Here is a 25,419-nt window from a genome sequence, read left to right on the forward strand (position 1 = left end):
TGCTTCCACTTATGAAAGTTCTTTGCCCTTTTGCGGTTCTGTTTTTGGGCGCTCTTGAATGCGACGCTTTACGTTGATGCCAATGGCAAGAAGAATAGCGACTCCTAACATCCCGTAAGTTAAGTATGAATGAACCATGTTCTCGGCTGCACGCCCATATACATAAAAGAGGATGCCAACTGCATAAAATTTAACAGCCCTCCCAAGTGCGGCGTAAACCATCAGTTTCCATAGCGAAAAGTGGAGCGCCCCTGATAAAATCGTAAATACTTTAAAAGGGATCGGCGTAAATGCGCCAATTAATATAGCAGCCTCACCGTTCTTCTTAAACAGATTCTCGGCCTTTGTTAAAGCGCTTGGTTTTAACCACTTTTGCAAGACAGAGTTTCCAAGCAAACGGCCGAGCATATATCCTACTGGCGTGCCAAGAAGACAAGCGATATACCCCACTGTTGCAAACCAAATGGCTTGGTTTGGGTGGAGCAAGCTTAAAGACACTTGTAGAAAAAACGCAGGCACTGGAAAAATCACAGCATCTGCAAAGGCGTGCACGAACAATCCCCAGTAACCAAAATCTTCCAAAAACCCCATTATTCCGTCCAATCGATTGGCGCCCCTCTCTGAAACAAGAGCTTCTTTTATTCTCTATATTTATGAGCGCTGGCGCTGTCTAAGTACAGCCTTGCCAACTTAGTTCATTAGCTGTGCTTGTTTCTCCTGCTTTAGCTGCTCATTTTTTTTCTTAAATTTTTCATTATGGGAAGATACATATGCTTGCTTATCCGCTTTCGGGTCCAAAAACTGCTTAACGCCATTTACTGCTGTTGCCCCTTCAACAAACGCCCCCGATATGAGCTGAAGTTTCCCTTCATGCCTTGTCACATCTCCGGCTGCAAAAATGCCAGGCTGACTTGTCTCCATACAGGCCGATACGCGGAGAAAGCCGTCTTCTTCCAATGCAAGGCCTGCTTCGATTAAAAAGCAGCCATCTAGTTTCATCCCATGGTTTACAATGACAGCATCGACTTCGATTTGTCGTTGTTCGCCTGTATCACAATGAGCAAGGGTAACCGCTTCAATCGCAGAGCCTACGCCATGCAGTTCTTTTATTTGGTAGGGCGTGTGTATTTTTGTTACAGATTTCATTTGCTCTACATTTTTCTCATGGCCGCCAAATTCATCGCGCCGATGGCACACAACCACTTCTTTTGAAATGTTGGCAAGTTCATTCGCCCAGTCGACAGCTGCATTGCCCCCTCCAGAAATTAAAACCCGCTTGTTTGCAAATATGTCCATTTGCGTGACCGTGTAATGGAGATTGGAAATTTCATACCGGTCGGCACCCTCAATTTCAAGCTTTTGCATAACAGGGATGCCATGCCCAGAGGCAAGCATGACCGCCCGTGTATAATGGGCCTTACCTTGCTCATTAAAAAGGGTGTACGTGTTGTCAGGCTCCCGCACCATCCGTACAATGTGTTCATTTAAACATATCGTTGGGTTAAAGGTCGTTGCCTGTTCCACAAGCTGGTTAATTAATGTTCTGCCTGTTGTAGGCGGCATTCCCCCAACATCCCAAATAATTTTTTCTGGGTAAAACAAAATTTTGCCGCCTAGCTCTTTATTGTATTCGACGAGCTTTACTTTTAAATCGCGCATCCCTGCATAAAACGTGCTATATAAACCGGCTGGCCCGCCACCGATAATCGTTAGGTCAAACATCTCTTTTTCCTGCACGGTTATTCCTCCGTCCACTCTATAGGATAATGAAAATCATTCTCACTTTTCTTTTAGTTTAGAGGAGGAATGGACCATTTTCAAGCGCCAAAATGAGGTTTACAACAATTTCCCCATATAAATCTCATTAAGCCACTTGTGGCCATGTCGGATTGCCCGGCGGCGGACGCCTTCTTGCTCATACCCACATTTTTGGTACACGTGCAGCGCCCGTGCATTCTCTTCAATCACCGTTAGCTCGAGTCGGTGAAGCTGAACGCTCTGTGCAAAATGGTCCGCTTTCTCTAGCAGCTTCCTGCCAAGTCCTCGGTTGCAATAATCCTCTAAAATCCCGATTGTAATATAGCCCACATGGCGAATGCGCTGCAATCGGGAACCAAACACACTCAGATAGCCAATCAGCTTCTTGTCGTGTTCCGCTACAAAAATGGTGGATGACGGAGACTGCTGGATATCGGCAATCGCCTTCCGCTGTTCTCGCACCGTTGTCGTTCTTTCCCCAGGCTCATAGAGCATATAACTCGCTTCTTTGTCTAATTGCAACTGCAATTGCAAAAACGGCTTTGCATCGCTAATTGTTATTTCTCGAAGTTGCACAACTACTCGCCCCCATATCCTAATTAACTTTCTCAGATCATTCTACATTGATTTATTCCCTCCTGCATTAAGGAGGGAGGTGACAAATCAAGCATAGATTGCTATCGTTACACTTAGAGGAGGGGTACATATGAGCAAACCAACTGTTTTTTTAGCACGTTCGTTGCCTGACGCTGCGCTTAACCATATCTCACAATTCTGCCATTTGCGGATATGGGACGAGAGCAAACCGCTAACTAGAGAAGCATTGGCCCACGAATTGGCTGATGTGGACGGCGCGATGCTGACAGGAATTGGTGCAGATACCGAGCTCGTTAAACATGCTAGCAAGCTAAAAGTGATTAGCACCGCCACCGTGGGCTACGATGGTTTTGATGTTGCAGGCTTAGCGGAGCAAAACATTTATGTCACAAACACGCCGTATGTTCTTGACGAAACGGTTGCAGACTTGCTGTTCGGCCTCATTCTATCAGGGGCGCGCCGCATCGCTCCACTGCACGAACAAGTCAAGGCAGGCAACTGGACAAAACAGACGACGGCACAGTCTCTATATGGTCAAGATGTCTACAACCAAACACTCGGTATTGTCGGCATGGGGCGCATTGGCGAAAAAATCGTCCATCGCGCCAAGGAAGGTTTTGGGATGAAGATCCTTTACCATAACCGCTCAAGCAGGCCAGAAGTCGAAAAGAAGTATGGCGCCAAAAAAGTAGAATTACACGAGCTGCTTGAACAAGCCGACGTCGTTGTCATCATGGTACCACTGACTGAGGCAACAAAGCATTTAATCGGAAAAGAAGAGCTAAGCAAAATGAAAGAAACGGCCATTCTCGTCAATGGGGCCCGTGGTGCCGTTATCGACGAAGCTGCCCTAATTGAAGCATTAAAGCAAAAAACGATTTTTGGTGCTGCTCTTGATGTGTTTGAAGTCGAACCATTGCCACCAGGACATCCATTGCTAGAGTTGGATAATGTTACATTGACACCTCATATTGGCTCAGCCACAGCTGCTACCCGTGAAGCGATGGCGCTGCGCGCTGCAGAAAACCTTGTGGCTGGAGCACTCGGGCAAAAGCCCCGCGATGCGCTTTCCTAAACAGCGTCGAACATTCTAGCCGTAAACAATTTTTTTGTTTACGGCTTCATACTGTAGATGCATGCTCGCATACATCATACGTCGTCGTTTGCCTTAGTCATATGCTTATGAACACCGGTTCTATTCGCAGCTTCCCTCACCTGCACTCCTTATCAGGCTGAATGCAGTTATTGATTTTTCTCGATCATGATTTCCGCCGCTTGCGGTTGGATTTGCCCTATATCGTTTACTTGGTCGTGTGCTGCACTCAAGTCTTGGCTACCTGAATTTGGGTTAACAAAGCCAATGACGCGCATTCCTGCGGCCAATGCAGCCTGCACGCCATGTGCAGCGTCTTCTAATACCGTGCAAGCGTCCGGTTGAACGCCAAGTTTTTCGGCTGTTTCCCTATAAACGTCAGGTTCAGGCTTCCCGTTAGCGACTTCCTCTCCGCTCATGACAACATCAAAATAGTCGCTGATGCCAAAACTGTTAAGCACTGCTTCAATGAATGGCCGTGGCGACGAAGACGCTAAACCAATGCGGTACCCGTTATTTTTTAAAGCTGCAAGCAGTTCTTTAATGCCAGGGATCGGTTCGACTTTCCCGCTGACAACATAGGCTTGCTTTCGCTCATTGGCTTCATTCAGCACGGCAGATACTTCAAACGTGGCCCCGTGTGTTTTCTTGATTTGCTGCCACATATCCCTCGCGCGGGTGCCTACATAGGATTCTAATTCTTTTTCCGCCAGCTCGACGCCGTATTTCTTACACACATCTTGCTCTACTTGGAAATGGAGCGGCTCGCTGTCAATGATGACGCCGTCCATATCAAAAATAAAACCGCGCATTATACAGACTCCTCTTTAACAATCGTATACATTTCAGCAGCTTCTTCTTTTCGTGTGGTATCACGTACGTCGTTTATTTTTACCGTGACGATTTTTTGTCCAAACCGAATCGCCAGTTCATCTCCTGCTTTTACTGTTGTCCCCGCTTTTGCTACTTGGCCATTGACCGTGACTCTGCCTTGGTCACTAACTTCTTTCGCTAACGTCCTCCTTTTAATTAGGCGCGACACTTTTAAAAATTTATCCAACCGCATCCAATCACTCCTCTTATTCGTTAAATTTGCCTTTCGCTTCATTCCACCAGCGATCCAGTTCGCTCATCTCTATGTCGGCTATCGCCTGCCCTTTTTCCTGCGCTTTTTGTTCAACATACAAAAACCGCTTTTTAAATGTAGTCAACGAACGGTGGAGCGCGATCTCTGGGGATAGATCATAAAATCTAGCCAAGCTTACCGCTGCAAGCAGAATATCCCCATATTCTTTTTCCATTTTGCTTTTGCTTGTCTTGGCAGCTTCCACTTTAAATTCTTCTATTTCCTCAAACAATTTTTCCCACACTTCTTCGACGTTCGCCCATTCAAAACCGGTCTTGGCTGCACGCTTTTGCAAGGCGGCTGCATCTACAAGCATGGAATTGGTTGCAGCTAGCCCGTCTAATGCAGACTTGGGCTTGGGCTGTTCTGCTTGTTCTTGCGCTTTTATTTGCTGCCATGTCTGTAACACTTCGCCAGCAGTTTCCGCCTTTGCCCCGCCAAACACATGGGGGTTGCGGCGAATCATTTTTTCCGTAAGTGTCCCAATCACATCATCCACGTTAAAATAGCCTTGTTCTTCGCCAATTTGCGCATGCAGGAGCACTTGCAGCAAGACGTCGCCCAACTCTTCTGCCAAATGGCTGTCGTCTTCTTCATCAATCGCCTCAAACACTTCAAATGCTTCCTCAAGCAAGTACCGTTTTAATGTATGGTGTGTCTGCTTCTGGTCCCAAGGACAGCCTTCCGGCCCCCGCAACGTGGCAATGACGCCTCGCAAATAGGAGAAGTCGCGATGCAATAATCGATCCTCTCTTACAGGCGGCACATATACAGCGGTTAAATTGTTTGCTTTTACATAATGGTCCAATTCAAACAAAGGCACACGCAAAATCGACTGCTTTGGCGTGCCAGCTGCGGTCACAATCGATACTTCATAATCGTCTGGCAACTTTTCCATTAACGTCAGTTTTACTTCTGACGCGATCAGTGCATCGTATACTTGCACGATGATGAGGTGATGACGAATTTGCAACTCTTCCGCTCGTAGTGCCGTGCCGTCAACAATTTGGCAGCCTTCAATGGGGTCGATTGCCAAAGCTGTGTACATGTTGTCCAAAAACGAGGCACCGCCAAGGACATCGATCGTTACACCTGTTCCTTGCGCTTGCTTTTGCAAAAGTTGAATCGTCCGCTCCGCCACAAATGGATGTCCAGGCACGGCATAAAGGACGTCGTCTTGTTTTGCCTCTTCCAGCAAGCGCGTTGTAATCTCTTTATAAACATCTTCAAATTCGCTATGTTGTTCATAAACAGAATCAAATGACGTAAACGCCAGCCCCTCTTCCGCTAATTCCACTAGGACGGGATGGTTGTCTGTACGTACATAAATGCGATTCGCCTTTTTTAAGGCACGGTAAATGCCAAGCGGCAGTTGCGCAAGATTGCCTGCTCCTAGTCCAACAACTGATATGGTTCCCATAGTCACCTTGCCTTTACTTTAAAATATTCATTGCTTTTCGCCGCCAATTTGCCAGCTTTGGAACGCTTGCCCACTCACGCAATGTCAAAACAGAACTGGCAAGCAAACAACAAGCAACGGTGGCCACCCCGACAAGCGATGTGGATAAGGCAATCATTGTATCGCCTACTCGTTCCTCACTTGTGAAAAGAAACGCCTCTAACAACCACTTCCATCCATAAGCGACTAGGAACAGCAAGAAAAGCGTCACACCAGTGCTTATATAGGAACGTTTTTGCACAAACAGAACACCATCTTGGCGCCTAATCGCGTACAGAGCGAGAGCCGCCATCGCCAAAAAGGCAAATAAACTTGCATACGCCCCACCCATTGCTGATGCCATCACTGGGATAAACAAGAGGTTACCCGCCAGCTTTACTGCAAGACCAACAGCCACGGCATAAAGGGGAATATGAATTTTGCCATAGCCTTGCAAAATCGCTGCAGCCGTCAAATAGAGCGAAGCAGGGAAAATCGAGACAGCAACAACTTGCAAGATGTCTGTTCCTGCACGGTCTGTAAACAGCATATGGTTGACCGGTCCCATCAGTACAACCAAGCCAATCGCGGCCCCTCCCCCTAGCAAAAGCGTCATCCGAACTGCTGCATCGCGGTACATCTGCGCATGTTGCTCCTTTCCTCTTGCCAGCGCTTTAGCCAACAGGGGAACAAGGGCGAGAGCAAGGGAAGTGGCGAGCACCGTGCCAAGCTGTATGAGCGGCTGACCTCGGTCATACACACCCTTTGCCAAATAAGCTTGTTCTTCTTGTAAGCCTGCTTCTTGGAGCAAACGAACGACAGTAAAAACGTCAATCATTTGAAACAGCAATAAGACTAAAGCGTTGATACAAACGTAAACGCTTTGCGATAAAATCGATGTACTTTGCCTAAGCGCTGAGCCTATAGAGGCGAAGGAAAGCGCCCATTTTTTCCATTTAATCTGCCTTGTAGCAACTATAACAATGATACAACCAGCTAAGCTCCCTAAAAGCGAGCCATACACAGCGCCTGTGCCGATCATATAAGGCCCACTATTAGCAGCTGCCAAAGCATATGTCACAAAAATAATCGCCGCTACCCGTATAAGCTGTTCGCCTATATGGGAAAAAGCTGTCGGTTTCATATCGCCGTATCCTTGTCCAACTCCCCTACCTACGCTCAATATAGGCAAAAACAAAAAGCCAACGCTTACGAGGCGGAGAAGGGGGGCAAGGCGTTCATCTCCCATAAATTGGGAAATTAACGGCGCTGCTGCTGCACATCCAATACTAGCAACGACAGCGAATACGGTCATTCCCACAAACGCTTGTCTGGCCAATTCATTTGCTTGTTTTTCTAGCCCTTGCGCCTTCTTCTCAGCAACTTGCCGGGAAATCACAACTGGAAAGCCATAAAGGGCTAGAATGGCAATTGTCCCGTAAAAAGGGTAGATTTGCTGGTATACGTAAAAACCAAAGTCACCAGCAATGTTTTGAAATGGGATCCGGTAGACAGCCGATAGTACCTTAGCCATCAGTGCTGCAAACGCAATAAACACTGCGCCTTTTACTGCTCCCGTCCTGCCTGAATCACCCAACCATTGTTTGCTACTCATAACATAAACAAAGGAAAACGAGCCTATTGCTCCATTGTTTACGGTGTTATTAAAAGCAGCATTCCTCTCCTTTTTGACACTAACACGGTGTTCTCTGCAACGGGCTTCGATCCCCTATGTAGGATGGTCGGCCCCAACCGTCCAACCGGTATTTTTGCGTCTTTCTCTATGTATGATACTAATAATTATTTTCTTTTTCCAGTGCGCTTCAATCCGACTAGAGAAACGTGGTATGATAGAGGGTAGAATTTGATAAGCGAAGGTGATGTTTTGAAAGCGCGAAACCTATGGTTTTCGGTCTGGCTCCACCCGCGTAGGCAGATGCAGGATGTCCTTCAGTATGGCTTACATAAAAAAGCCGCCCTATTGATCTCATTATTGTTTGGCTTGCTTACGACATTGTCCTATTCTCACATCCAAGCCTTTATTTTGCTAGGCGAGTTGTCAGCCGCCTCCATATTGGTTATTTTAGTGATTGGTTCTTTGATGGGTCCTTTGCTATACTACGTGTTTGGCCTTCTTCTGGGAAAGGTCGGCAGTTGGTATGGTGGCAATGGCAATGTGGAAGCAACAAGAAAAGCACTGGTTTATGGCTTTTTTATGCCAGGAATCCTGCTAGGACTTGTCAGCATACTCCTTTTTGGTATAGCCTATGTGCAGGCTTATTTTTTACACAGCAACGTCGTATATATCATTTACCAAATCGGCGTGTTTGTCCATAACGTGGCTTCGATTTGGTTAATCGGCATTTTTCTCGTTGCTTTTGCAGAAGCGCAAAAAATTAAACTGTGGCGGTCGATGCTGATTTTGATCGCTTTTCTTGGCTGTATGGCGATTCTTTTTATCGTCATTGACCAAATCACACGGCTTTTTATATAGGAATTGAAATCCGTTTGAACAGAAGGGACTTTTATGAAAAAAATTATTTTTACTGGGGGAGGGTCGGCTGGCCATGTCACCCCGAATCTTGCTATTATCAACGAGCTTAATGACAAAGACTGGTCAATTGCTTATATCGGCTCTTATGAAGGAATTGAACGGCAACTAGTTGAAAAGGCCGGAATTCGCTACTTTGGCATCTCAAGTGGCAAGCTACGCCGCTATATGGATTGGAAAAATGTGACCGATATTGCTCGAATTGCAAATGGTTTTCGCCAAGCCCGGAAAATTTTAAAAGCGGAAAAGCCTGATGTTGTATTTTCCAAGGGTGGCTTTGTGACGGTACCAGTTGTGGCGGCAGCTTATACGCTCCGAATCCCCGTCCATTTGCATGAAAGCGACTTGACGCCCGGGCTTGCAAACCGCCTCGCTAAACGATTTGCTAACACATTTTATACATCATTCGCTGAAACAGCCGCCCATTTTCCAAAAGAAGCAACCACAACGGTCGGCTCTCCAATTCGCCGCGAGCTTCTCGAAGGCTCCCGCATTCAAGGGCTGACCATCACTGATTTTAGCCGAGAGCGGCCGACATTGCTCGTTATGGGCGGGAGCTTAGGGGCAAAGCGGATCAACGAAGCCATTCGCGAATCCCTCGATACGCTTACAAACACGTATCAAATCATTCATATTTGCGGAAAAGGCCACCTCGATCCAGCGTTGGAAGGGCGCCGCAACTATAAACAATATGAATATGTTCATGACGAACTGCCTCACTTTCTTCAAGCGGCTGACCTTGTTGTCACACGCGGCGGTTCGAATGCCATTTTTGAGTTTTTGGCTTTGCACATCCCCATGCTTATCATCCCTCTTTCACGAGCACAAAGCCGTGGCGACCAAATCTTGAACGCCCAAACTTTTGTCAAAAATGGTTACGCCCGCATGTTAGAGGAAGAAAACTTGACAAAGGAAACATTGCAACAGGAAGTCCAAGAGCTTTATAATGGAAGGCAAACATACATTGAGGCAATGAATGCGAGCCAAGCAACAAACGCTGTTGCCTACATTACAGAGAAGCTTGAGCAAGAGGTCCAATAAAAAACGCCCATGGGCGTTTTTTTATTGGACTTATAGAGCACCAACGATTGCGAGTAAAAAGCTAACAACAACCGCAATCACGACGAGCATTGCTCCTAAAATGAGGACAACCAAAACTGATTTCCATGCGGAAAATTGATGGGCTTCGCCAATTCCATGCATCAAAAGCACGAATGTCCAAATACCCGCTGTCAGACTGATAAGGCCGAGGATGTTTTGTGCCCACAGTTGTAGTGGCGAAAGCGCGATCTCTATCCCTAACAGAATGCTTTCTAGGTCGAACCAATAATAGGTTTCGCCAATAACAAGAATAAAAGGAATGCTAATAAGGCCATGAATAATCAATGGGATCATGCTTGTATGTACAGTAGCGACGCGAAGGTCAAGCGCTGTCCCTTTTCCCCCAAGCCAACTGCCGACCCACTTGTATAGCCAAGAGAGGACATACAGGCTAATCGGAGCTACCACAATGCTAGTAAGTAAAGCAAACACAATAACGTAAACAAATGTTGGAACAACTCCGCTTGAAAAATTCGTAAAAGTGCTCAGTACAGCAGACACATAAGCAATCAGCAAATAATTCCATGTCTGCTTCTTTTCTCTGGCTGTTTTTAATTCGTCAGCGACAACTTGACGGGGACGAATCCATACTTTAAACCAATTTTGCATGTTTTTTGATATACCTCCTTTTTTTACTTGAACTCTTATCGTATCATAGTCTCTTTTCAATTGATGCAAAGAAAGCACACAAAAAACACCATGTTCTGCCCATGGTGTTTTTGTCGTGCTACTGCTCCATTTGCCTAGCCAAAAAGCCAGCAGCGGTTTCAGCCATTTTTTGTTCAAGATTGCCGTTCAATGGTTCGTTTTTAGAGAAGATTACCACTGTACCAATGGGATCGCCGCCCGCAATAATTGGCGCGACCACATATCCTTGAAAATCGTCTTTGTGATCGCCAACAAGGTTGTATTCTCCAGCATTGGCTTCCAAGTAAGATTTACGTTCTACCATAGCAGACTCAACCGCATCGCCAATTGCCTTATTGGCGAATTCTTTCTTTGGCGCCCCTGCTACAGCAATATACGTATCACGATCCGAGATGAGTACATTTTGATTTAAGCTATCATAAAGGGCTTCCGCATATTCTTTTGCAAAATCGCCAAGCTCGGAAATCGGCGAGTATTTTTTCAAAATCACTTCGCCGTCACGATCAACAAATATTTCCAAAGGATCGCCTTCACGAATCCGCAATGTGCGGCGTATTTCTTTCGGGATGACCACTCTCCCGAGATCGTCAATGCGTCGTACAATTCCTGTTGCTTTCATAAGAAGAGCCTCTCTTTCTGAAGGTGTTTACACAGAATGATGCAAATCAGAAGAATACATTCAATGGGGTGTAAATGTAGTATTCTTCCGTTTCCATGAACTATTCACCAGCGAATGAATTATTTTGTAATCTTTTTTGAAAGGAGGCCCATAAAGCAGAAAATAGGACTAGCCTTACGACGCAGACATCGCTTTCTTTGACTTGTCAGCACGGATCAATGCTTCCAGTAATTCAATGATGTACGCAAGCAATGTTTCATCAGAAAGTTGCTTTGTCTTAATAACTAGTTTAATTTGGTTTCCTTGCGAGCCGATGCTAACGTCACGACCGATTTTTTGGGCAGCATCGACAAGCGTTGCAACATGGATGCGATTGGTTGTTTCCTCTGTCAATAAAATCGTAACGGCGTCTTTGCCTTCTGTAATTTTTTCGACTTTTTCTTGATCGGCAATCAGCTTAATTTTTGTCATTTCAAAAAGATAAGCGACTTGTTTTGGATATTCGCCGAAACGATCAACGAGTTCATCTTGCAGGTCAGCGATTTCTTCTAACGTTTCCACGCCTTTAAAGCGCTTGTACATCTCGATTTTTTGTTTCGCGTCAGGGATATACCGCTCTGGAATGTAGGCGTCAATATTTACATTCAGCTCCGCCTTAAATGGCGGTTCTTTCGGTTTTTCCCCTTTCCGTTCTTCAATGGCTTCTTTCAACATTTGCGAATACAAGTCAAATCCAACAGAGTCGATAAAGCCATGCTGTTGAGACCCTAACAAGTTTCCAGCACCGCGGATCGTTAAATCACGCATCGCAATTTTAAAGCCTGAGCCAAGCTCAGTAAATTCTTTGATGGCCTGCAGGCGCTTTTCAGCCACTTCGGTTAACACTTTGTCAGGCTGGTACGTAAAATACGAGTACGCCACTCGGTTCGAGCGACCAACACGCCCGCGAATTTGATAAAGTTGGGACAAGCCCATCTTGTCGGCGTTGCAAACAATGAGCGTATTCACGTTTGGAATGTCAACGCCTGTTTCGATAATGGTTGTCGTTACGAGCACATCGCTTTCCCCTTCAAGGAAATCCAAAATGATCGATTCCAGTTCACGCTCATTCATTTGCCCATGTGCATAGCTTACTCTTGCATCAGGGACGAGCGTAGAAATTTGCTCCGTCATCCGCTCAATGTCTTCTACACGGTTATAGAGGACATACACTTGGCCACCACGACTTAGTTCACGCTCGATCGCCTCCCGTACAATGGCTGGATTAAACTCAACGACATACGTTTGGACAGGAAAGCGGTTTTCTGGCGGCGTCTCAATCACCGATAAATCACGAACACCGAGCATCGACATATGGAGAGTTCGCGGAATCGGCGTCGCCGTCAACGTTAGCACATCGATATTGGCCTTCATGCGTTTGATTTTCTCTTTATGGGTAACGCCAAAACGCTGTTCTTCATCGACGATCAATAACCCCAAGTCTCTAAACTGTACGTCTTTTGAAAGCAGACGGTGCGTACCGACGACTAAATCTACAGATCCTGCTTTTAAGCCTTTCAGCACTTCCGTTTGCTCTTTTCGCGAACGGAAACGGCTTAAAACGCCAACTGTAATCGGAAAGTCAGAAAACCGGTCTGAAATCGTTTCAAAATGCTGTTGCGCTAAAATAGTTGTCGGTACTAAAATGGCGACTTGCTTGCCGTCCATGATCGCCTTAAAGGCAGCACGAATTGCGACTTCCGTTTTTCCGTATCCAACATCGCCGCACAATAGGCGATCCATTGGCCGTTGCTTTTCCATGTCTTCTTTAATTTCCTTAATGGCCCGTAGCTGGTCTTCCGTTTCCTGGTACGGGAATGAGCTTTCAAATTCAGCTTGTTCCGGGCCGTCAGAAGAAAAGCGGTGGCCAACGCTTGCTTCACGTTCTGCATACAGCTTAATTAAATCATCAGCAATGTCTTCAACCGAAGATTGGACTTTCTTTTTTACTTTTTTCCAATCGCTTCCTCCGAGGGCATAAATCTTCGGATCTTTTTCTTCTGTTCCGACATATTTCTGCACTTGGTCAATTTGCTCGACGGGCACATAGAGCTTGTCATTGCCCGCATAGCGCAAATTTAAATAATCTTTGTGGACGCCATTGATTTCAAGCGTCTCAACGCCTAAATATTTACCGACACCATGATTCGTATGAACGACCAAGTCGCCGACAGCTAATTCGGAATAGCTTTTAATCCGCTCAGCGTTTGATAGCTTTTGCCGACGCTTAGGACGTTTCGCCCGCTTTGAAAATACTTCCTCTTCAGTAACGACGACAAGTTTCTGTTCGGATAGCTCAAATCCGGTGTGCAAGTGCCCTGTATAAATTTGCACTTTACTTGGAGTCAAATCCGTTATCGCCTCAATCAAATGGGCATCGATTTTTTCGTCTTCTAAGTTTAAAGCAAGCCGATTGGCACGGTCCTCTGTTCCGGCAATGAACAAAACGGTGTAATCGTTAGAAAGCCAGCGATTGACTTCAGAAGTAAGCAAATCCATCTGCCCATGGAAATTTTGCATCGATTTACAGGATAAGTTAATGATTTGCTCTGGCTTCGTTGAAGGTACTTGTTTTTGGAAAAGCGACGTATAAAGAACCGGCTGCGGCGCCTGTTGCAGCCTCGCAAGTGCATCAAGGGACAAGTGCGTACCGTGGACGATGCTCCCTTGTTCAAGCATTGCCGTATGCCATTCCGCCTCTTCTTTTTGCAAGTGTTCCGCCATTTCTTTGACGCGATTCATTTCGTCCACCCAGACAAATGCATCTTCTGGCATATAAGACAATAACGATTGCGGCGTTTCATAATAAAGCGACATGTATTTGTACATGCCTTCAAACGTAGCCGATTGCTTCAGTTGGGCAATTTCAAAAGGAATATGTTCTTGCAATTTATCCCGTGTTTGTTTGCTTGCTACTTTTTTTAGCGTTGCCTCATATTTTTCTTCCAACAACTTCGCCCCGTGGCTATAGTGTTGATGATGGAGCAGCACTTCTTGAGCAGGACCAATTGTGACTTCATCAATCATTCCTTCAGAACGCTGCGTCTCCAATGAAAAGTAGCGCATTGAATCGACTTCTGTATCAAACAGCTCAATTCGCAAAGGATGTTCCTTCGTAAGCGGATACAGATCGACAATGCCTCCGCGCACACTAAATTCCCCAGGTGCTGACACCATATCAGACCTGCGGTAACCCATTGTGACGAAATTTTTTATAAATTCTTCCAAATCACCGATGTCCTCGCCTGTTTTCAAATGGAGCTGGCTGCTTTGCCATAAAGCCTTTGGCGGCAACAAGCGGCGAATGCCAGCTAGCGGAGCGACGACAATGCCCTTAAAATCTTGTACAAGCGCATTAAGCAAATCCAAGCGCTGCGCTTTCATTTCCGGGCTAGCGACTGCAATTTCGGCTGAGATGAGCTCGTTCACAGGATAAAGATAAACTGTGTCCTCATCTAATAATTCAACAAGATCTTCATATATTTTTTGGGCTTGGTATAAATTATGGGTAACCACGAGTTGGCTTCTTCCTGTTTCCCTGAATAACGCAGCGCTTACAACCGTGCGAGCGGAACCGGTCAGGCCAGTAAGAAGTTGCTCATTCATGTCATTTTCAATACCCTTTGCAACAGCGCGCACTTCTTTTACGCTGCCCACCAATTGCTGCAATCCTAACATCTTTTCTTTCCCCCTGAATTTCTTCTCTTCGCGTATTCATATAAGCGGACAAACAAGTCGAGACGCGTTAAAGAAACCCCGAGCGCCGTACGTATTTTCACAGATACATACTCGACTTTTTAACGATAACTCCTTAAAGGAACTTGCTTATTGCTACTCATTGACAATGCTGAATATGCCAATGCATCTTATGAACGGAAAAATGCTTTGGTTAAAAAGCTGACCAAAGCGTTGGTATTTTTGTTCTTTCTATAAACGAAGCCGCCTCTTTTCAATGGATGAAATACGGGTAACTATACAGCTGAGGATTATCACTCAACGCTGTATAGCAATCTTCACATATGGCCTTCACATGTATATCACCATTCTCGTAGTAAGTCAATAGTTCGTCCTTTTCCATTTCATTCAATTCATGAAAACCTAAGTCAGCTTCGGTTGCGTTTTCAAATACAACACCGATCGTCTGTCCGCAATGGCGGCAGCCATAGTATACAGCCATTTTCCCACCTCTTTTTCACACTTGGTTTCCATAGTATGAGCAAAAAAGATGGAAAATATCCGAATTCTAGTAGCTGCCTTTTCCATTGAGCTTCCAACATGGCCCAAGCCATAGGATAGCTCGTTCTTCCCGTCAGAACGACCGGTTACCGTTATCAGATCAATTAAACGTATTCATCACTTCTAGAAAAGGCTTTTCTAGCCACGCCTCAATCGCCTTTGCCGATTTTTCAGCCGCTTCATTCATAAAGGCCAATTCCTCTTTGCGATACGTATCGAGGACATAATGGACGACAGGTTCACCATGGGCCGGCCTGCCTATTCCAACACGAATACGGTTAAAATCCTCTGTTCCTAAATGAGCTATCAATGATTTAATGCCATTGTGGCCACCAGCGCTGCCTTTCTTTCGCAAGCGTATTTTTCCTACAGGCAAGTCGAGATCATCATAAATCACAACAAGCTCGTCGTTGCTGATATTAAAATAATCCATAAACGGACGTACAGCTTCGCCTGATAAATTCATATACGTTAACGGCTTTAAAAGAACAACTTTTTCACTACCGATCCGCTTTTCTCCATAAATGGCTTTAAACTTTTGCTTGTCCAGGGGCAAGTCAAGTTCTTGTGCGCAACGGTCAATAATGTCAAACCCAATATTATGCCGTGTGTGTTCATACTTTTTCCCAGGATTCCCTAGACCCACTACTAACTTCATTTGCTACTCCTTTACGAAAAAGGCATAACTCAGACGAGCCATACCTTTCCTTTACGCTTATTCTACACGACCTGGCCGATCAAGGTTATCGTCATTACGTTCTCCTGTCGCTTCCACTGATTCTGCCGTCGTATTGTCTTCCTCTGTTGCATCTGGGTCTTCAGTAACCGTCGGCGGTGTTACTGTTACAACCGTCTCATCATCTTCATTGACAATCGTAACGGGCACATTGGCACGAATGTCAGAAACAGAAAGGCTGTCGCCAATGTTCAAGTTTGAAATATCAACCGTTATTGATTCCGGAATGTCAGCAGGAAGGCAATGGACCGTTATTTCATAAAGCAAGTGGTTGACGATGCCGCCTTCCTTCGCTCCCGGCGCATCCCCTTCTAAATGGACAGGGACATTCACATCCCGTTCTTCATTCATATCCACTTCAAAAAAATCAACGTGCATATACTGATTGTTAAGAGGATCGATTTGTACTTCTTGAACCATGACATGATGTTTGCCGCCGTTCTCTAATTGAAGGTCAAACAAGCCATTTTGGCCAACATCGCGGAATGTCTTTAAAAAGGCGACAGCTTCTACCGATACAGGTGTACTTTTAACCTTTTTGCCATATAATACGCCTGGGACATGCCCTTGATTACGGAGTTCTTTTGTTTGGTGTGCTTTTTGGTCTTTGCGTTCACGAGCATTCAATACGGTCATGATCTTTCACCTCTACTGTAAGATTTAACACAACTACTTACATGTGTTCCCTCATAGCTTGGTTTTCAAACAGACATGGATCGTTTTTTCCCGTGACCTTCCGACATCACCAGCTAACCTTAATCAAAAAGCGTTGACACCGACGCGTCTTCATGGACGCGGATAATCGCTTCAGCCATCAAGCCGGCAACAGAAAGTTGCGTAATGTTTTCCCCTCTTTGCTTTTCAGTTAGGGCAATCGTATTGGTTACGACTAGCTCTTTTATTTTAGAATTGCTAATACGTTCGATAGCAGGCCCCGACAAAACAGGATGTGTACAGCACGCGTACACTTCTGTAGCCCCTTGCTCTACTAATGCATTCGCCGCAAGTGTGATCGTTCCTGCTGTATCAATAATATCATCAATAATAATAGCTGTTTTTCCTTCAATATTGCCGACAATATTCATTACTTCTGAAACATTTGGTTTCGGACGGCGCTTGTCAATAATGGCAATTGGCGCTTTTAAGCGGTCTGCCATTTTTCGTGCGCGTACAACACCGCCGTGGTCAGGCGATACAACAACAATATCATCAAGCTTTTTGCTCTCAAAGTAATCAGACAAGAGCGGAACGCCCATTAGCTGGTCAACTGGAATGTCAAAAAACCCTTGGATTTGCGTAGCATGTAAATCAATGGTCAACACGCGGGTTGCCCCTGCTGTTTCAAGTAAATTGGCAACGAGTTTGGCTGTAATTGGCTCTCGCGCCCGCGCTTTCCTGTCTTGGCGCGCATAGCCGTAATAAGGGATCACGACATTTATCGTCCGTGCTGAAGCCCGTTTTACTGCGTCAATCATAATGAGGAGCTCCATTAAATGTTCATTAGCTGGAGCCGACGTTGATTGAATCAAATAGACATCACAGCCGCGGATGCTTTCTTCAATGTTAATTTGCACTTCTCCGTCGCTAAAACGCATCACTGAGTTCTTTCCAAGTGAGACGCCGATGTGACGGGCAATCTCTTCAGCCAACCCTTTATTAGAATTGAGCGTAAACACCTTTAAGCTTGGATCGCTGTAATTTGCCATTTCGTTGCTTGACCTCCAGTTGTTCTTAAACATCTTTTTTCACGTAATTGTCCTTATTTACTTGCCTCGATCTTGCAATTGATAGCGCTTGGCTCGGAACATCATCGGTGATTGTTGAACCGGCTGCCACAAATGCACGCTCGCCAATCTCTACAGGCGCAATCAAATTTGAGCCTGAACCGACAAAAGCGCCGTCTTTAATAATCGTCTTATGTTTGTTTTTGCCATCATAATTGACAGTCACGACGCCGCAGCCAACGTTAACATCACTGCCCACTTCCGCATCGCCTACATAAGTAAGATGCGAAACTTTGCTTCCAGTGCCAATGCTTGCCTTTTTTAGCTCGACAAAATTGCCTACACGCACATTTTCTCCAACATCGGAGCCAGGGCGGATATGGGCAAATGGGCCAATCGATGAGCCATCGGCCACCACGCTGTTGCTTATTACCGAACTGCACACGTGAACGCCTCTGCCAAGCGTTGCAGAAGCGATTTCTGTACCTGATTCAATCACACAGTCTTCTCCAATAACGGATGGCCCTTTTATGGACGTATTTGGGTAAAGGACCGTATCTTGGCCAATCGATGCGTCTGCAGAAATATACGTTGTTTGCGGATCAATAATCGTAACGCCTTGGCGCATCCACTCTTCGTTAATGCGATTGCGCATCGCTGCCTCTGCTTGTGACAGAGCCACACGATCATTCACGCCCATCGTTTCCGAAAGGGAGTCGGTTTGGTAAGCTGAAATGGTTTCGCCTTTTTGCCGTAAAATGCCAATCACGTCAGGCAAATAATATTCCCCTTGGGCATTTTCATTTTTCACTTCTGCAAGCGCTTCAAACAATGCTTCATTGTCAAAACAGTACGTACCTGTATTCACTTCCGCAATCGCTAGCTCATCCACAGAAGCATCTTTATGTTCAACAATTTTCTCTACTTGCCCCTGGTTTCCGCGAATTACACGGCCATAGCCCGTAGGATCTGGAGCATGGGCTGTCAACACTGTTGCTTTAGCTCCGTTTGCTTCATGGGTATCCATTAATTTTTTAATTGTGGCAGCTGTAATCAAAGGGGTGTCACCGCACAGCACAACTGTTGTGCCTTTTTGGCTTGCCAATAGATGCTCAGCACATTTAACAGCATGGCCTGTACCAAGCTGTTCTGGTTGCATCACAAATTCAATTTTTTCAGTTAGTGTTTTTTTTACTTCCTCTGCTCCATGCCCAACAATAACCGCTGTTTTATCAAATTCCAATTTGAAAACTTGATCGACTACATGTTCAACCATCGGTTTGCCACAGACAGGGTGCAGTACTTTATAAAGCTTTGACTTCATACGCGTCCCTTGCCCTGCTGCTAAAATAACCGCAAATCGTCCGCTCATTATGTCCCTCCAGCCAATCCTTTGTCATTAAAACTATACTTTAAAAAATGCGGTATTTCAAGGCATTCCACCGCCTTTACACAGTTTAGGCAGTTCCAGTTGTAAAAAGCCAGCCTACATTTGCCGGCTGGCTTTTTACAACTGGAACATTCATTTTTTGCCACCCTCATTTAGCAAATGGCTAAAAACGAAAACACTTACCATGTTCAGGAAGTTCGACGTTCTCAAACTGTAGACAAACGCTTCGCTTCTATGTTTTGGAAGCATGAAAACAAGCTATTTGCACCTTCAACTTGAGTGGTTTTGCCGACTTTTCCGACAACCTCAAGAAGCTCCTGCTTCCTCATAGTTAGGCGCGTCTTCATATTCGCCGACACGCTCATACTCGTTTATAACGGCAATTTGGATCTTTTCTCTCGTTTTTGAGGAAATAGGATGGGCAATATCTCTAAATTCGCCGTCAGGCGTCCGCTTGCTTGGCATTGCGACAAAAAGCCCGTTGTTGCCATCTATTACGCGGATATCATGAACAACAAACTCATGGTCCATTGTAATCGATGCGATTGCACGCATGCGGCCTTCCGTATGGACACGGCGAAGTCTCACGTCAGTAATTTCCATGTTAGCCACCTCTCTTATTGTTGATCTGTTTAAACAATTCGCGGTAAAAAGAAAATTACCTTCACCTATTTCAAATCTTTTTTGCTAAACTTTTTTACGAACGAATAAGCACCTTTCCCACTATGAGAAAGGTGCTTTAAACAATCATCCAGTTTTAAATGGTTGCAATGACTTCGACTTCAATTAGTACATCTTTAGGCAGCCGCGCTACTTCCACACACGACCTCGCCGGCTTATGTTCACGGAAATAGCTGCCGTATACTTCATTAATACGGGGGAAATCATTCATATCTTTGATGAAAACGGTCGCCTTTACCACTTTTTCAAGTGATGAACCGGCTTCTTCCAATACCGCTTTTACGTTTGCAAACACTTGATGGGTTTGCTCTTCTACTCCGCCTGTAACTAGTTCCCCAGCAGGCGTAAGTGGAATTTGCCCAGATGAAAAAAATAGATTTCCTACAATCATTCCTTGTGAATATGGGCCGATTGCTGCCGGCGCTTCATTGGTATGCACGACTTTCATAAAGCAGCCTCCTTTAAGACGTTTCTAATTTCGTTAGAATGTTTCCTTCTGTCACATCGATCACTTTTTCACGAACATTGACGTTCGTTAATTTTGTCAAAGACAAATAATCATCAACAAGCCTTTCTGATACTTCCGCCGACTCGACTAATACGCCAATGCCGACTAAATCAGCTTCAAACTCTTCGAGCAAGTCGACCATTCCTCGAAGTGTGCCGCCTGCTTTCATAAAGTCATCAACGATGAACACCTTTGACCCTGGTGCCAAGCTTCTCCGTGCGAGTGTCATCGTCTGGATTCGGTCAGAAGATCCAGACGCATAATTGATGCTGACCATTGAACCTTCTGTAATGCGGTGATCCCTTCTTACAATGCTAACGGGGACCCCTAAGTAATGGCCGACCGCATAGGCAAGGGGGATGCCTTTCGTTGCTACTGTCATCACCGCATCAATTTCCTTATCAGCAAGCACCGCTGCAAACAAGCGGCCCACTTTGTGCATTAACTTTGGATTGCCTAACAAGTCCATCATATACAGATAACCGCCTGGCAAAATCCGTTCTTGTTTGTTTAACGCCTGCACCAATTCGCCAATTAATTGCTCTGCTTCTTGTTTGTTCATCTTTGGCATGAACTTTACGCCGCCGCTTGCCCCTGGTATCGTCACTAACGCACCATAGCCTTCTTCTTCAAACATGTCTTTAATAATGACCAAGTCTTCACTAATAGAGGATTTAGCCGCTTGATAACGTTCAGAAAAATGGGTTAGTGATACGATTTCATGGGGATGTTGCAGCAAAAAATGAGTCATATCTACAAGGCGCCCACTGCGCTTCAACTTTTTCATAATCCCTCCGCACTCATAACCGAATGTTTATTTATAACATACCATTTTCATCCGTATTTGGACAAGTGCCGCTTGTACGAATCAGCCGCACTGCGTACACTTCATCACAAAAGCCACGAAGGCCGTTATAAATCCGGTTAACCCGCGATTCCTTTTCGACAATGCCGAAAACCGTCGGACCGCTTCCACTCATTAATACACCGTTAGCGCCAAAACGCTTCATTTGCTCTTTAATATGGGCGACCTCTGGATAAAGGCGTAGCGTCACATCTTCGAGCGTATTATGGAGCAACGCACAAATTGATGCTGCGTCTTGGCGCTCAAGTGCCGCGATCATCTCTGCTGTTTTTGCATGCCTTGCCTCGCTTAATTTTAGGCCATTATAAACGTCTGCCGTTGATAGGCCAATGGGCGGCTTTGCCAAAATCACCCATAATGGCGGTGGGGAAGCAATCGGCTTAATTAGCTCTCCTCTGCCTGTCGCTAGCGCCGTGCCGCCGTACACACAAAAAGAAACGTCAGAACCAATCTCAGCGCCTAGTGTCGCCAGTTCATCCACTGAAAGACCAAGCTGCCAAAGCTCATTTAAGCCCTTTAACGTTGCAGCTGCATCACTGCTTCCGCCAGCCAGCCCGGCTGCTACTGGTATCCGTTTCGTAATGTAAATGTGTACGCCCTCTCTAACGTTGTATCGTTTTTTTAATAACGATGCCGCTTGGTAAGCAAAGTTCCGCTCATCACTCGGGACAAACCCTTCAGAAACGTCTATCGATATGCCTCCATCGGCCCGCAGTGATAAGTCTACTCGGTCAGCTAAGTCAACCATTGTCATGATCATTTCAACTTCATGATAACCATCTTCCCGTTTCCTTATCACATCAAGGGACAAATTGATCTTTGCAGGCGCTTTAATTGAATACTTCACATCGTCACCTTCTATACTCGCATATGCTTTCGTTATTTTATCACTTGTCCGTGCAACATACCACCTTTTCTATCCTGCCAGCTTCAGCGGCAAATAATCTCTATACGTAAACCTGTTCAAGTGTGCTTTATTGAATATAAACAGCCTGTTGCGCAGCTGCGCAACAGGCTTCAAACCATTACTGTCCATTTTGCAAGTTTCGTTCGGCAATTTCAATGGCGCGTTTTACCATATTCCCTGCGTCTCTTGTCGTAATGCCACCCCAGCCTTCTCTTTGGACAGTATCATAAAAACCAAGCTCTTTTGCAAGTTCTTCTTTTAAGCGATCTGACATAATGCCTCGTCTTCTCCCCATTTTAAACCCGCTCCTTTGCTTGTTGCTGGTTATAGCCCAGCACCCTTAGTATGAGCAAATGGACAAAAAAAAGACTTTCTTTTTGCTGGAAAGAAAGTCACTGAGGCAAACGCCGATTCTTATATAATTGTTGCTTTTTGGCCATTTTCTCCTGACAAAAACAGTTCAACTGTTTCCGTAAGCACATCTGCATAGCTGTAAGAGACGCGTTCCACCGAGTTTTGGTCTTCATCCAACTTGACAATAAACACGGCAGGATAGGTCTCCTCAATCATGCCTGACTGCTCTGAAGAGCGTCTGCGTCCGCCATTTGCCTTAATGGTAATACGCTTGCCAACATTTTTGTCTAGTGCCCGTTTAATGTCAATTATTGTGTTTGCCATACTCACAACCACCTCGCTCTTCATAGTATATAACACAATTACAAAAAAGTCAAATTTTAAATTATAACAACCAGAAAACCTGTTTGTCAACAACTATCTTTGTCAACTTTTGTTGTTTGTAGGATATACTAAAAACGCTTCCTTTATGTCTGCTAATAAATGTCAATGTCAGCCCTAATCAGACTGATAGAAAACGTTTGTCAGGCGAGGGAAGATGCGAATAGAACGGAGGTTCATGAGCATATGAGTGAGACAAACGACGAAGTATGCGAGCGTTTGTCTACAGTCTGAAACGCCTCAATCGGTTTGAGGCGTTTCATCTTGCTCCTTTAACGGCAAACCGAGGCGCATAGAGCCACGTGTTTCAATGCCACCTATTCCTTTTTGCCCTGTAATGGTATTGCGCAGTATTTCCCATAAATTAACCGTCTCTAAAAAAGAAGTACGACTAAGCCTCGATGCAATATAGACTGGATCAAGCGCGTGGATATTCACTCGTTCTGGGGAACTGGCAAAATTAGCGCCAGCTTTGATTAACGTCTCAAAATGGGACTGACAGGCCCCAGCAAAAATAAGCAAGTCATCACGGCTTTGTACCGTTGTTCTTGCAATACGGACACAGTCAGCAAAATACTTTGTGTGGCGATAAGCCTTTAATTCATCTCGGTTTCCTTTAGCTTTTGAATAGGCATCATGTCCTGTAATCACGACAATATCCGGTTGGACCATTTCCATAAGCGAGGCCATTTGCGTTGGCATTTCTTTTTCTTCCATGTGGACGCCGTAAACGGGGACGCCGAATTTTTCATATAACGCCGTGCAACGATTTAAATAATTTAAGTCTCCATCTAAGTGAAGCACACGGCCTCTCATCTCAAAAAAATGCGGCGTCTCTTCATAGCCTGATGCCGCTTGATATTCTTGCCTTCGTTTCATTAATTTCGCATCTTGGCGAAACAACCGGTAGGAGACATCCTCTCGCTCTTTTTGCCGTTTTTTATCTGTTTCCCGTTCTTTTGCGGACATTTTTTTTAGATCGGTCACTGGCGCATCCGCCAGCAAACGCATTTCTTCACCGACTAATGTTGCCACGCCGCGCTCGATTGCAAGCACACGAAACAAGACATCGCAATCATAAGAGAGTCGGCCTACCACATCACCAACTTGTATTGTCATCGCGTTGCCCCCTCTGCGATAGCCTATGAAGAGGCAACGGCGATGGTTCCTTTATCGGTCGGCTTTCCGCAACGTGGAATAAAGGGCATCGCTCAAACGAGCAAATTCCTGCGGTGACAGCGTCTCGCCCCGGCGTTTTGGATCAATCCCCGCCTCCGACAGCGCTTGTTCAATAGCAGCCTTGGCGTCCTTCCCGGCAAGGTTATGGACAAGGTTGTTTAAAATCGTTTTTCTGCGATTGGCAAAACTAGCGTGGAATACGTCAAAAAACCAACGTTCATCAATGACTTCCACTAACGGCTTTTCGCGAATCGTTAATTTTAATACACTTGAATCAACCCGTGGCTGGGGCACGAAAACAGAGGCCGGCACAACCACCATTGGCTTTGCTTCTGCGTAATATTGAGCAGCGATCGATAAGGCACCGTATTCTTTCGACCCTGGCTTTGCCGCAATTCGCTCTGCTACTTCTGCTTGGATCATGACGGTGATGCTTTTAAAAGGGAGCCTGTCTTCCAGCAATTTCATTAAAATAGGGGTAGTGACATAATAGGGCAAATTGGCAACAACATGGATAGCTTGCCCTTTCGAAAACTCAGCGTCCAGCACACCGGGCAAGTCGGCTTTAAGCACGTCAGAGTGGATGATCTTAACATTCGGGTAAGCCGAAAGGGTGTCTTCCAACACCGGGATTAAACGGCCGTCAATTTCAAAAGCGACCACTTTGTCTGCTTTTTTTGCCAGTTGTTCCGTTAAGGCACCTATGCCTGGACCAATTTCGACAATGCCGTCTTGTTCATCGAAACCACTTGCTTCCACAATCTTGGCAAGGATGTTCAAATCAATGAGAAAATTTTGCCCTAAACTTTTCTTTAATGTAAATCCGTGCTTTTTTAAAATGGCATTTGTCCGCGCTGGTGTCGCAATGTCTTTATTCAAGTTCACTTTCCTCCTGTTTGTTTATCCACCTCACCGCTTCGTTAAATTCTTCAGGGGTGATTCGAAAGATGTGCAGCCGTTTCAAAAGCTGTTTCCCATTAGCATAGCCGATCGACAAGTGTTCGCCTAAACGTTCGCGGCGGCTTCTCGCCCCTTTTCCTGATAATAATCCTGCTTCCATTAAATCAGCGACCGTCATTTGTGCTGCAAATGGTTCAAGCTGCTCCGTACGAACAGCAAGAAGCGCCTCGCGAATTGCATCGGGGGAGGCATGCTCTACACCAACACTCTTCCCTCGCTGCTTCGGGTTTGCGTCCGCTTTTTTGATAAATGCGTGCTTGCAGCCTGGCACTCGCTTGCTGACAATTTGGCGAATACGGTTCCCAGCGTAGTCCGGATCTGTAAATACGATTACGCCGCGGCGTTTTGCTGCCAGCTCGATTTGTTTTAACACAGACTCGCCGACCGCCGATCCATTGGTTTCAATCGTATCCGCTTCAACTGCCCGTTTGATGGAAACTGTGTCCTTTCTTCCTTCCACAACAATCATTTCATTAATCACGAAAATGTCGTTCACTCCGTTCTCTAAAAAGACCATGACGTTATTGT

General features: G+C 45.4%; 27 protein-coding genes. 3 read left to right on the forward strand and 24 right to left on the reverse strand.

What is annotated here, in order from left to right:
• Positions 1 to 9 precede the first annotated feature (9 nt).
• From BUC05_RS19625 to BUC05_RS19635, 3 genes are all read right to left on the reverse strand, one after another.
• On the reverse strand, positions 10 to 591 hold the full coding sequence (locus BUC05_RS19625) for a YqaA family protein (protein WP_035202201.1): 582 nt from the start codon (positions 589 to 591) through the stop codon (positions 10 to 12).
• A 99-nt stretch (positions 592 to 690) separates the two neighbouring features.
• Positions 691 to 1,722: an NAD(P)/FAD-dependent oxidoreductase gene (locus BUC05_RS19630; RefSeq protein ID WP_035202200.1), complete on the reverse strand. Its 1,032-nt coding sequence runs from the start codon at positions 1,720 to 1,722 to the stop codon at positions 691 to 693.
• 114 nt (positions 1,723 to 1,836) lie between these two features.
• A complete protein-coding gene (locus BUC05_RS19635) occupies positions 1,837 to 2,334 on the reverse strand; it encodes a GNAT family N-acetyltransferase (protein ID WP_035202178.1) in 498 nt (165 codons plus the stop codon).
• 130 nt (positions 2,335 to 2,464) lie between these two features.
• On the opposite strand from BUC05_RS19635, the gene BUC05_RS19640 reads away from it, so the two are divergent.
• The gene (locus tag BUC05_RS19640; protein ID WP_011244956.1) at positions 2,465 to 3,430 is read left to right on the forward strand and encodes a 2-hydroxyacid dehydrogenase; all 966 of its coding nucleotides are present in this window, start codon (positions 2,465 to 2,467) and stop codon (positions 3,428 to 3,430) included.
• 167 nt (positions 3,431 to 3,597) lie between these two features.
• Here the strand turns inward: BUC05_RS19640 and BUC05_RS19645 are convergent, their stop codons facing one another.
• The 4 genes from BUC05_RS19645 to BUC05_RS19660 are packed head-to-tail and all read right to left on the reverse strand — an operon-like array spanning position 3,598 to position 7,609.
• The gene (locus BUC05_RS19645; protein ID WP_084140103.1) at positions 3,598 to 4,260 is read right to left on the reverse strand and encodes an HAD family hydrolase; all 663 of its coding nucleotides are present in this window, start codon (positions 4,258 to 4,260) and stop codon (positions 3,598 to 3,600) included.
• Positions 4,260 to 4,514, reverse strand: coding sequence for an RNA-binding S4 domain-containing protein (locus tag BUC05_RS19650; protein WP_035202177.1), 255 nt, complete (start codon positions 4,512 to 4,514; stop codon positions 4,260 to 4,262). Before BUC05_RS19650 ends, BUC05_RS19645 begins: the two co-directional genes overlap by 1 nt.
• A gap of 13 nt (positions 4,515 to 4,527) precedes the next feature.
• The gene (gene mazG, locus BUC05_RS19655) at positions 4,528 to 5,994 is read right to left on the reverse strand and encodes a bifunctional methyltransferase/pyrophosphohydrolase YabN (protein ID WP_073305778.1); all 1,467 of its coding nucleotides are present in this window, start codon (positions 5,992 to 5,994) and stop codon (positions 4,528 to 4,530) included.
• A 13-nt stretch (positions 5,995 to 6,007) separates the two neighbouring features.
• A complete protein-coding gene (locus BUC05_RS19660) occupies positions 6,008 to 7,609 on the reverse strand; it encodes a polysaccharide biosynthesis protein (RefSeq protein ID WP_167369591.1) in 1,602 nt (533 codons plus the stop codon).
• A gap of 288 nt (positions 7,610 to 7,897) precedes the next feature.
• Here BUC05_RS19660 and BUC05_RS19665 point away from each other — a divergent pair, with 288 nt between their 5' ends.
• Both BUC05_RS19665 and BUC05_RS19670 read left to right on the forward strand, forming a co-directional pair.
• Positions 7,898 to 8,506, forward strand: a complete 609-nt coding sequence (locus BUC05_RS19665; protein WP_142237601.1) for a YIP1 family protein — start codon at positions 7,898 to 7,900, stop codon at positions 8,504 to 8,506.
• A gap of 33 nt (positions 8,507 to 8,539) precedes the next feature.
• Positions 8,540 to 9,604, forward strand: a complete 1,065-nt coding sequence (locus BUC05_RS19670) for an undecaprenyldiphospho-muramoylpentapeptide beta-N-acetylglucosaminyltransferase (RefSeq protein WP_011244950.1) — start codon at positions 8,540 to 8,542, stop codon at positions 9,602 to 9,604.
• A 30-nt stretch (positions 9,605 to 9,634) separates the two neighbouring features.
• On the opposite strand, the gene BUC05_RS19675 is transcribed toward BUC05_RS19670, so the two are convergent.
• The 17 genes from BUC05_RS19675 to rnmV form a co-directional block, all read right to left on the reverse strand.
• Positions 9,635 to 10,273, reverse strand: coding sequence for a YIP1 family protein (locus BUC05_RS19675; protein WP_035202175.1), 639 nt, complete (start codon positions 10,271 to 10,273; stop codon positions 9,635 to 9,637).
• A 118-nt stretch (positions 10,274 to 10,391) separates the two neighbouring features.
• On the reverse strand, positions 10,392 to 10,931 hold the full coding sequence (gene spoVT, locus BUC05_RS19680) for a stage V sporulation protein T (RefSeq protein WP_011244948.1): 540 nt from the start codon (positions 10,929 to 10,931) through the stop codon (positions 10,392 to 10,394).
• A 174-nt stretch (positions 10,932 to 11,105) separates the two neighbouring features.
• The gene (mfd, locus tag BUC05_RS19685) at positions 11,106 to 14,648 is read right to left on the reverse strand and encodes a transcription-repair coupling factor (protein WP_035202172.1); all 3,543 of its coding nucleotides are present in this window, start codon (positions 14,646 to 14,648) and stop codon (positions 11,106 to 11,108) included.
• 271 nt (positions 14,649 to 14,919) lie between these two features.
• On the reverse strand, positions 14,920 to 15,147 hold the full coding sequence (locus tag BUC05_RS19690; protein WP_035202169.1) for an anti-sigma-F factor Fin family protein: 228 nt from the start codon (positions 15,145 to 15,147) through the stop codon (positions 14,920 to 14,922).
• 159 nt (positions 15,148 to 15,306) lie between these two features.
• Complete coding sequence (pth, locus tag BUC05_RS19695; RefSeq protein WP_035202166.1) at positions 15,307 to 15,864, reverse strand: aminoacyl-tRNA hydrolase; 558 nt, start codon at positions 15,862 to 15,864, stop codon at positions 15,307 to 15,309.
• 57 nt (positions 15,865 to 15,921) lie between these two features.
• Positions 15,922 to 16,578 (reverse strand): 50S ribosomal protein L25/general stress protein Ctc, encoded by a 657-nt coding sequence (locus BUC05_RS19700; protein ID WP_011244944.1) that lies wholly within the window; start codon positions 16,576 to 16,578, stop codon positions 15,922 to 15,924.
• Between the two features lie 119 nt (positions 16,579 to 16,697).
• Positions 16,698 to 17,648: a ribose-phosphate diphosphokinase gene (locus tag BUC05_RS19705; protein WP_011244943.1), complete on the reverse strand. Its 951-nt coding sequence runs from the start codon at positions 17,646 to 17,648 to the stop codon at positions 16,698 to 16,700.
• 25 nt (positions 17,649 to 17,673) lie between these two features.
• Positions 17,674 to 19,038, reverse strand: a complete 1,365-nt coding sequence (gene glmU / locus BUC05_RS19710) for a bifunctional UDP-N-acetylglucosamine diphosphorylase/glucosamine-1-phosphate N-acetyltransferase GlmU (protein WP_073305780.1) — start codon at positions 19,036 to 19,038, stop codon at positions 17,674 to 17,676.
• A gap of 324 nt (positions 19,039 to 19,362) precedes the next feature.
• The gene (gene spoVG, locus BUC05_RS19715) at positions 19,363 to 19,659 is read right to left on the reverse strand and encodes a septation regulator SpoVG (RefSeq protein WP_011244941.1); all 297 of its coding nucleotides are present in this window, start codon (positions 19,657 to 19,659) and stop codon (positions 19,363 to 19,365) included.
• A gap of 154 nt (positions 19,660 to 19,813) precedes the next feature.
• Positions 19,814 to 20,185 carry a RidA family protein gene (locus BUC05_RS19720; RefSeq protein ID WP_073305782.1) on the reverse strand — a complete coding sequence of 124 codons (372 nt, stop codon included), beginning with the start codon at positions 20,183 to 20,185 and terminating at the stop codon, positions 19,814 to 19,816.
• A gap of 13 nt (positions 20,186 to 20,198) precedes the next feature.
• Complete coding sequence (purR, locus tag BUC05_RS19725; protein ID WP_011244939.1) at positions 20,199 to 21,032, reverse strand: pur operon repressor; 834 nt, start codon at positions 21,030 to 21,032, stop codon at positions 20,199 to 20,201.
• A 31-nt stretch (positions 21,033 to 21,063) separates the two neighbouring features.
• Complete coding sequence (ispE, locus tag BUC05_RS19730) at positions 21,064 to 21,957, reverse strand: 4-(cytidine 5'-diphospho)-2-C-methyl-D-erythritol kinase (protein WP_011244938.1); 894 nt, start codon at positions 21,955 to 21,957, stop codon at positions 21,064 to 21,066.
• A 178-nt stretch (positions 21,958 to 22,135) separates the two neighbouring features.
• Positions 22,136 to 22,312, reverse strand: a complete 177-nt coding sequence (locus BUC05_RS19735) for a small, acid-soluble spore protein, alpha/beta type (RefSeq protein ID WP_011244937.1) — start codon at positions 22,310 to 22,312, stop codon at positions 22,136 to 22,138.
• A 119-nt stretch (positions 22,313 to 22,431) separates the two neighbouring features.
• On the reverse strand, positions 22,432 to 22,695 hold the full coding sequence (locus BUC05_RS19740) for a Veg family protein (RefSeq protein WP_011244936.1): 264 nt from the start codon (positions 22,693 to 22,695) through the stop codon (positions 22,432 to 22,434).
• Positions 22,696 to 22,992: 297 nt separating this feature from the next.
• Positions 22,993 to 23,871 (reverse strand): sporulation peptidase YabG, encoded by an 879-nt coding sequence (gene yabG, locus BUC05_RS19745; RefSeq protein ID WP_011244935.1) that lies wholly within the window; start codon positions 23,869 to 23,871, stop codon positions 22,993 to 22,995.
• A gap of 51 nt (positions 23,872 to 23,922) precedes the next feature.
• A complete protein-coding gene (gene rsmA / locus BUC05_RS19750) occupies positions 23,923 to 24,810 on the reverse strand; it encodes a 16S rRNA (adenine(1518)-N(6)/adenine(1519)-N(6))-dimethyltransferase RsmA (RefSeq protein WP_063609318.1) in 888 nt (295 codons plus the stop codon).
• Entirely contained in the window at positions 24,803 to 25,408 is a 606-nt protein-coding gene (gene rnmV / locus BUC05_RS19755) for a ribonuclease M5 (RefSeq protein ID WP_050749011.1), read from the reverse strand. Before rnmV ends, rsmA begins: the two co-directional genes overlap by 8 nt.
• Positions 25,409 to 25,419 lie beyond the last annotated feature (11 nt).

Origin of the sequence: Shouchella rhizosphaerae, from assembly GCF_900142675.1 — a bacterium.
In the GTDB taxonomy this organism is placed as follows: Bacteria; Bacillota; Bacilli; order Bacillales; family Bacillaceae_D; genus Shouchella; species Shouchella rhizosphaerae.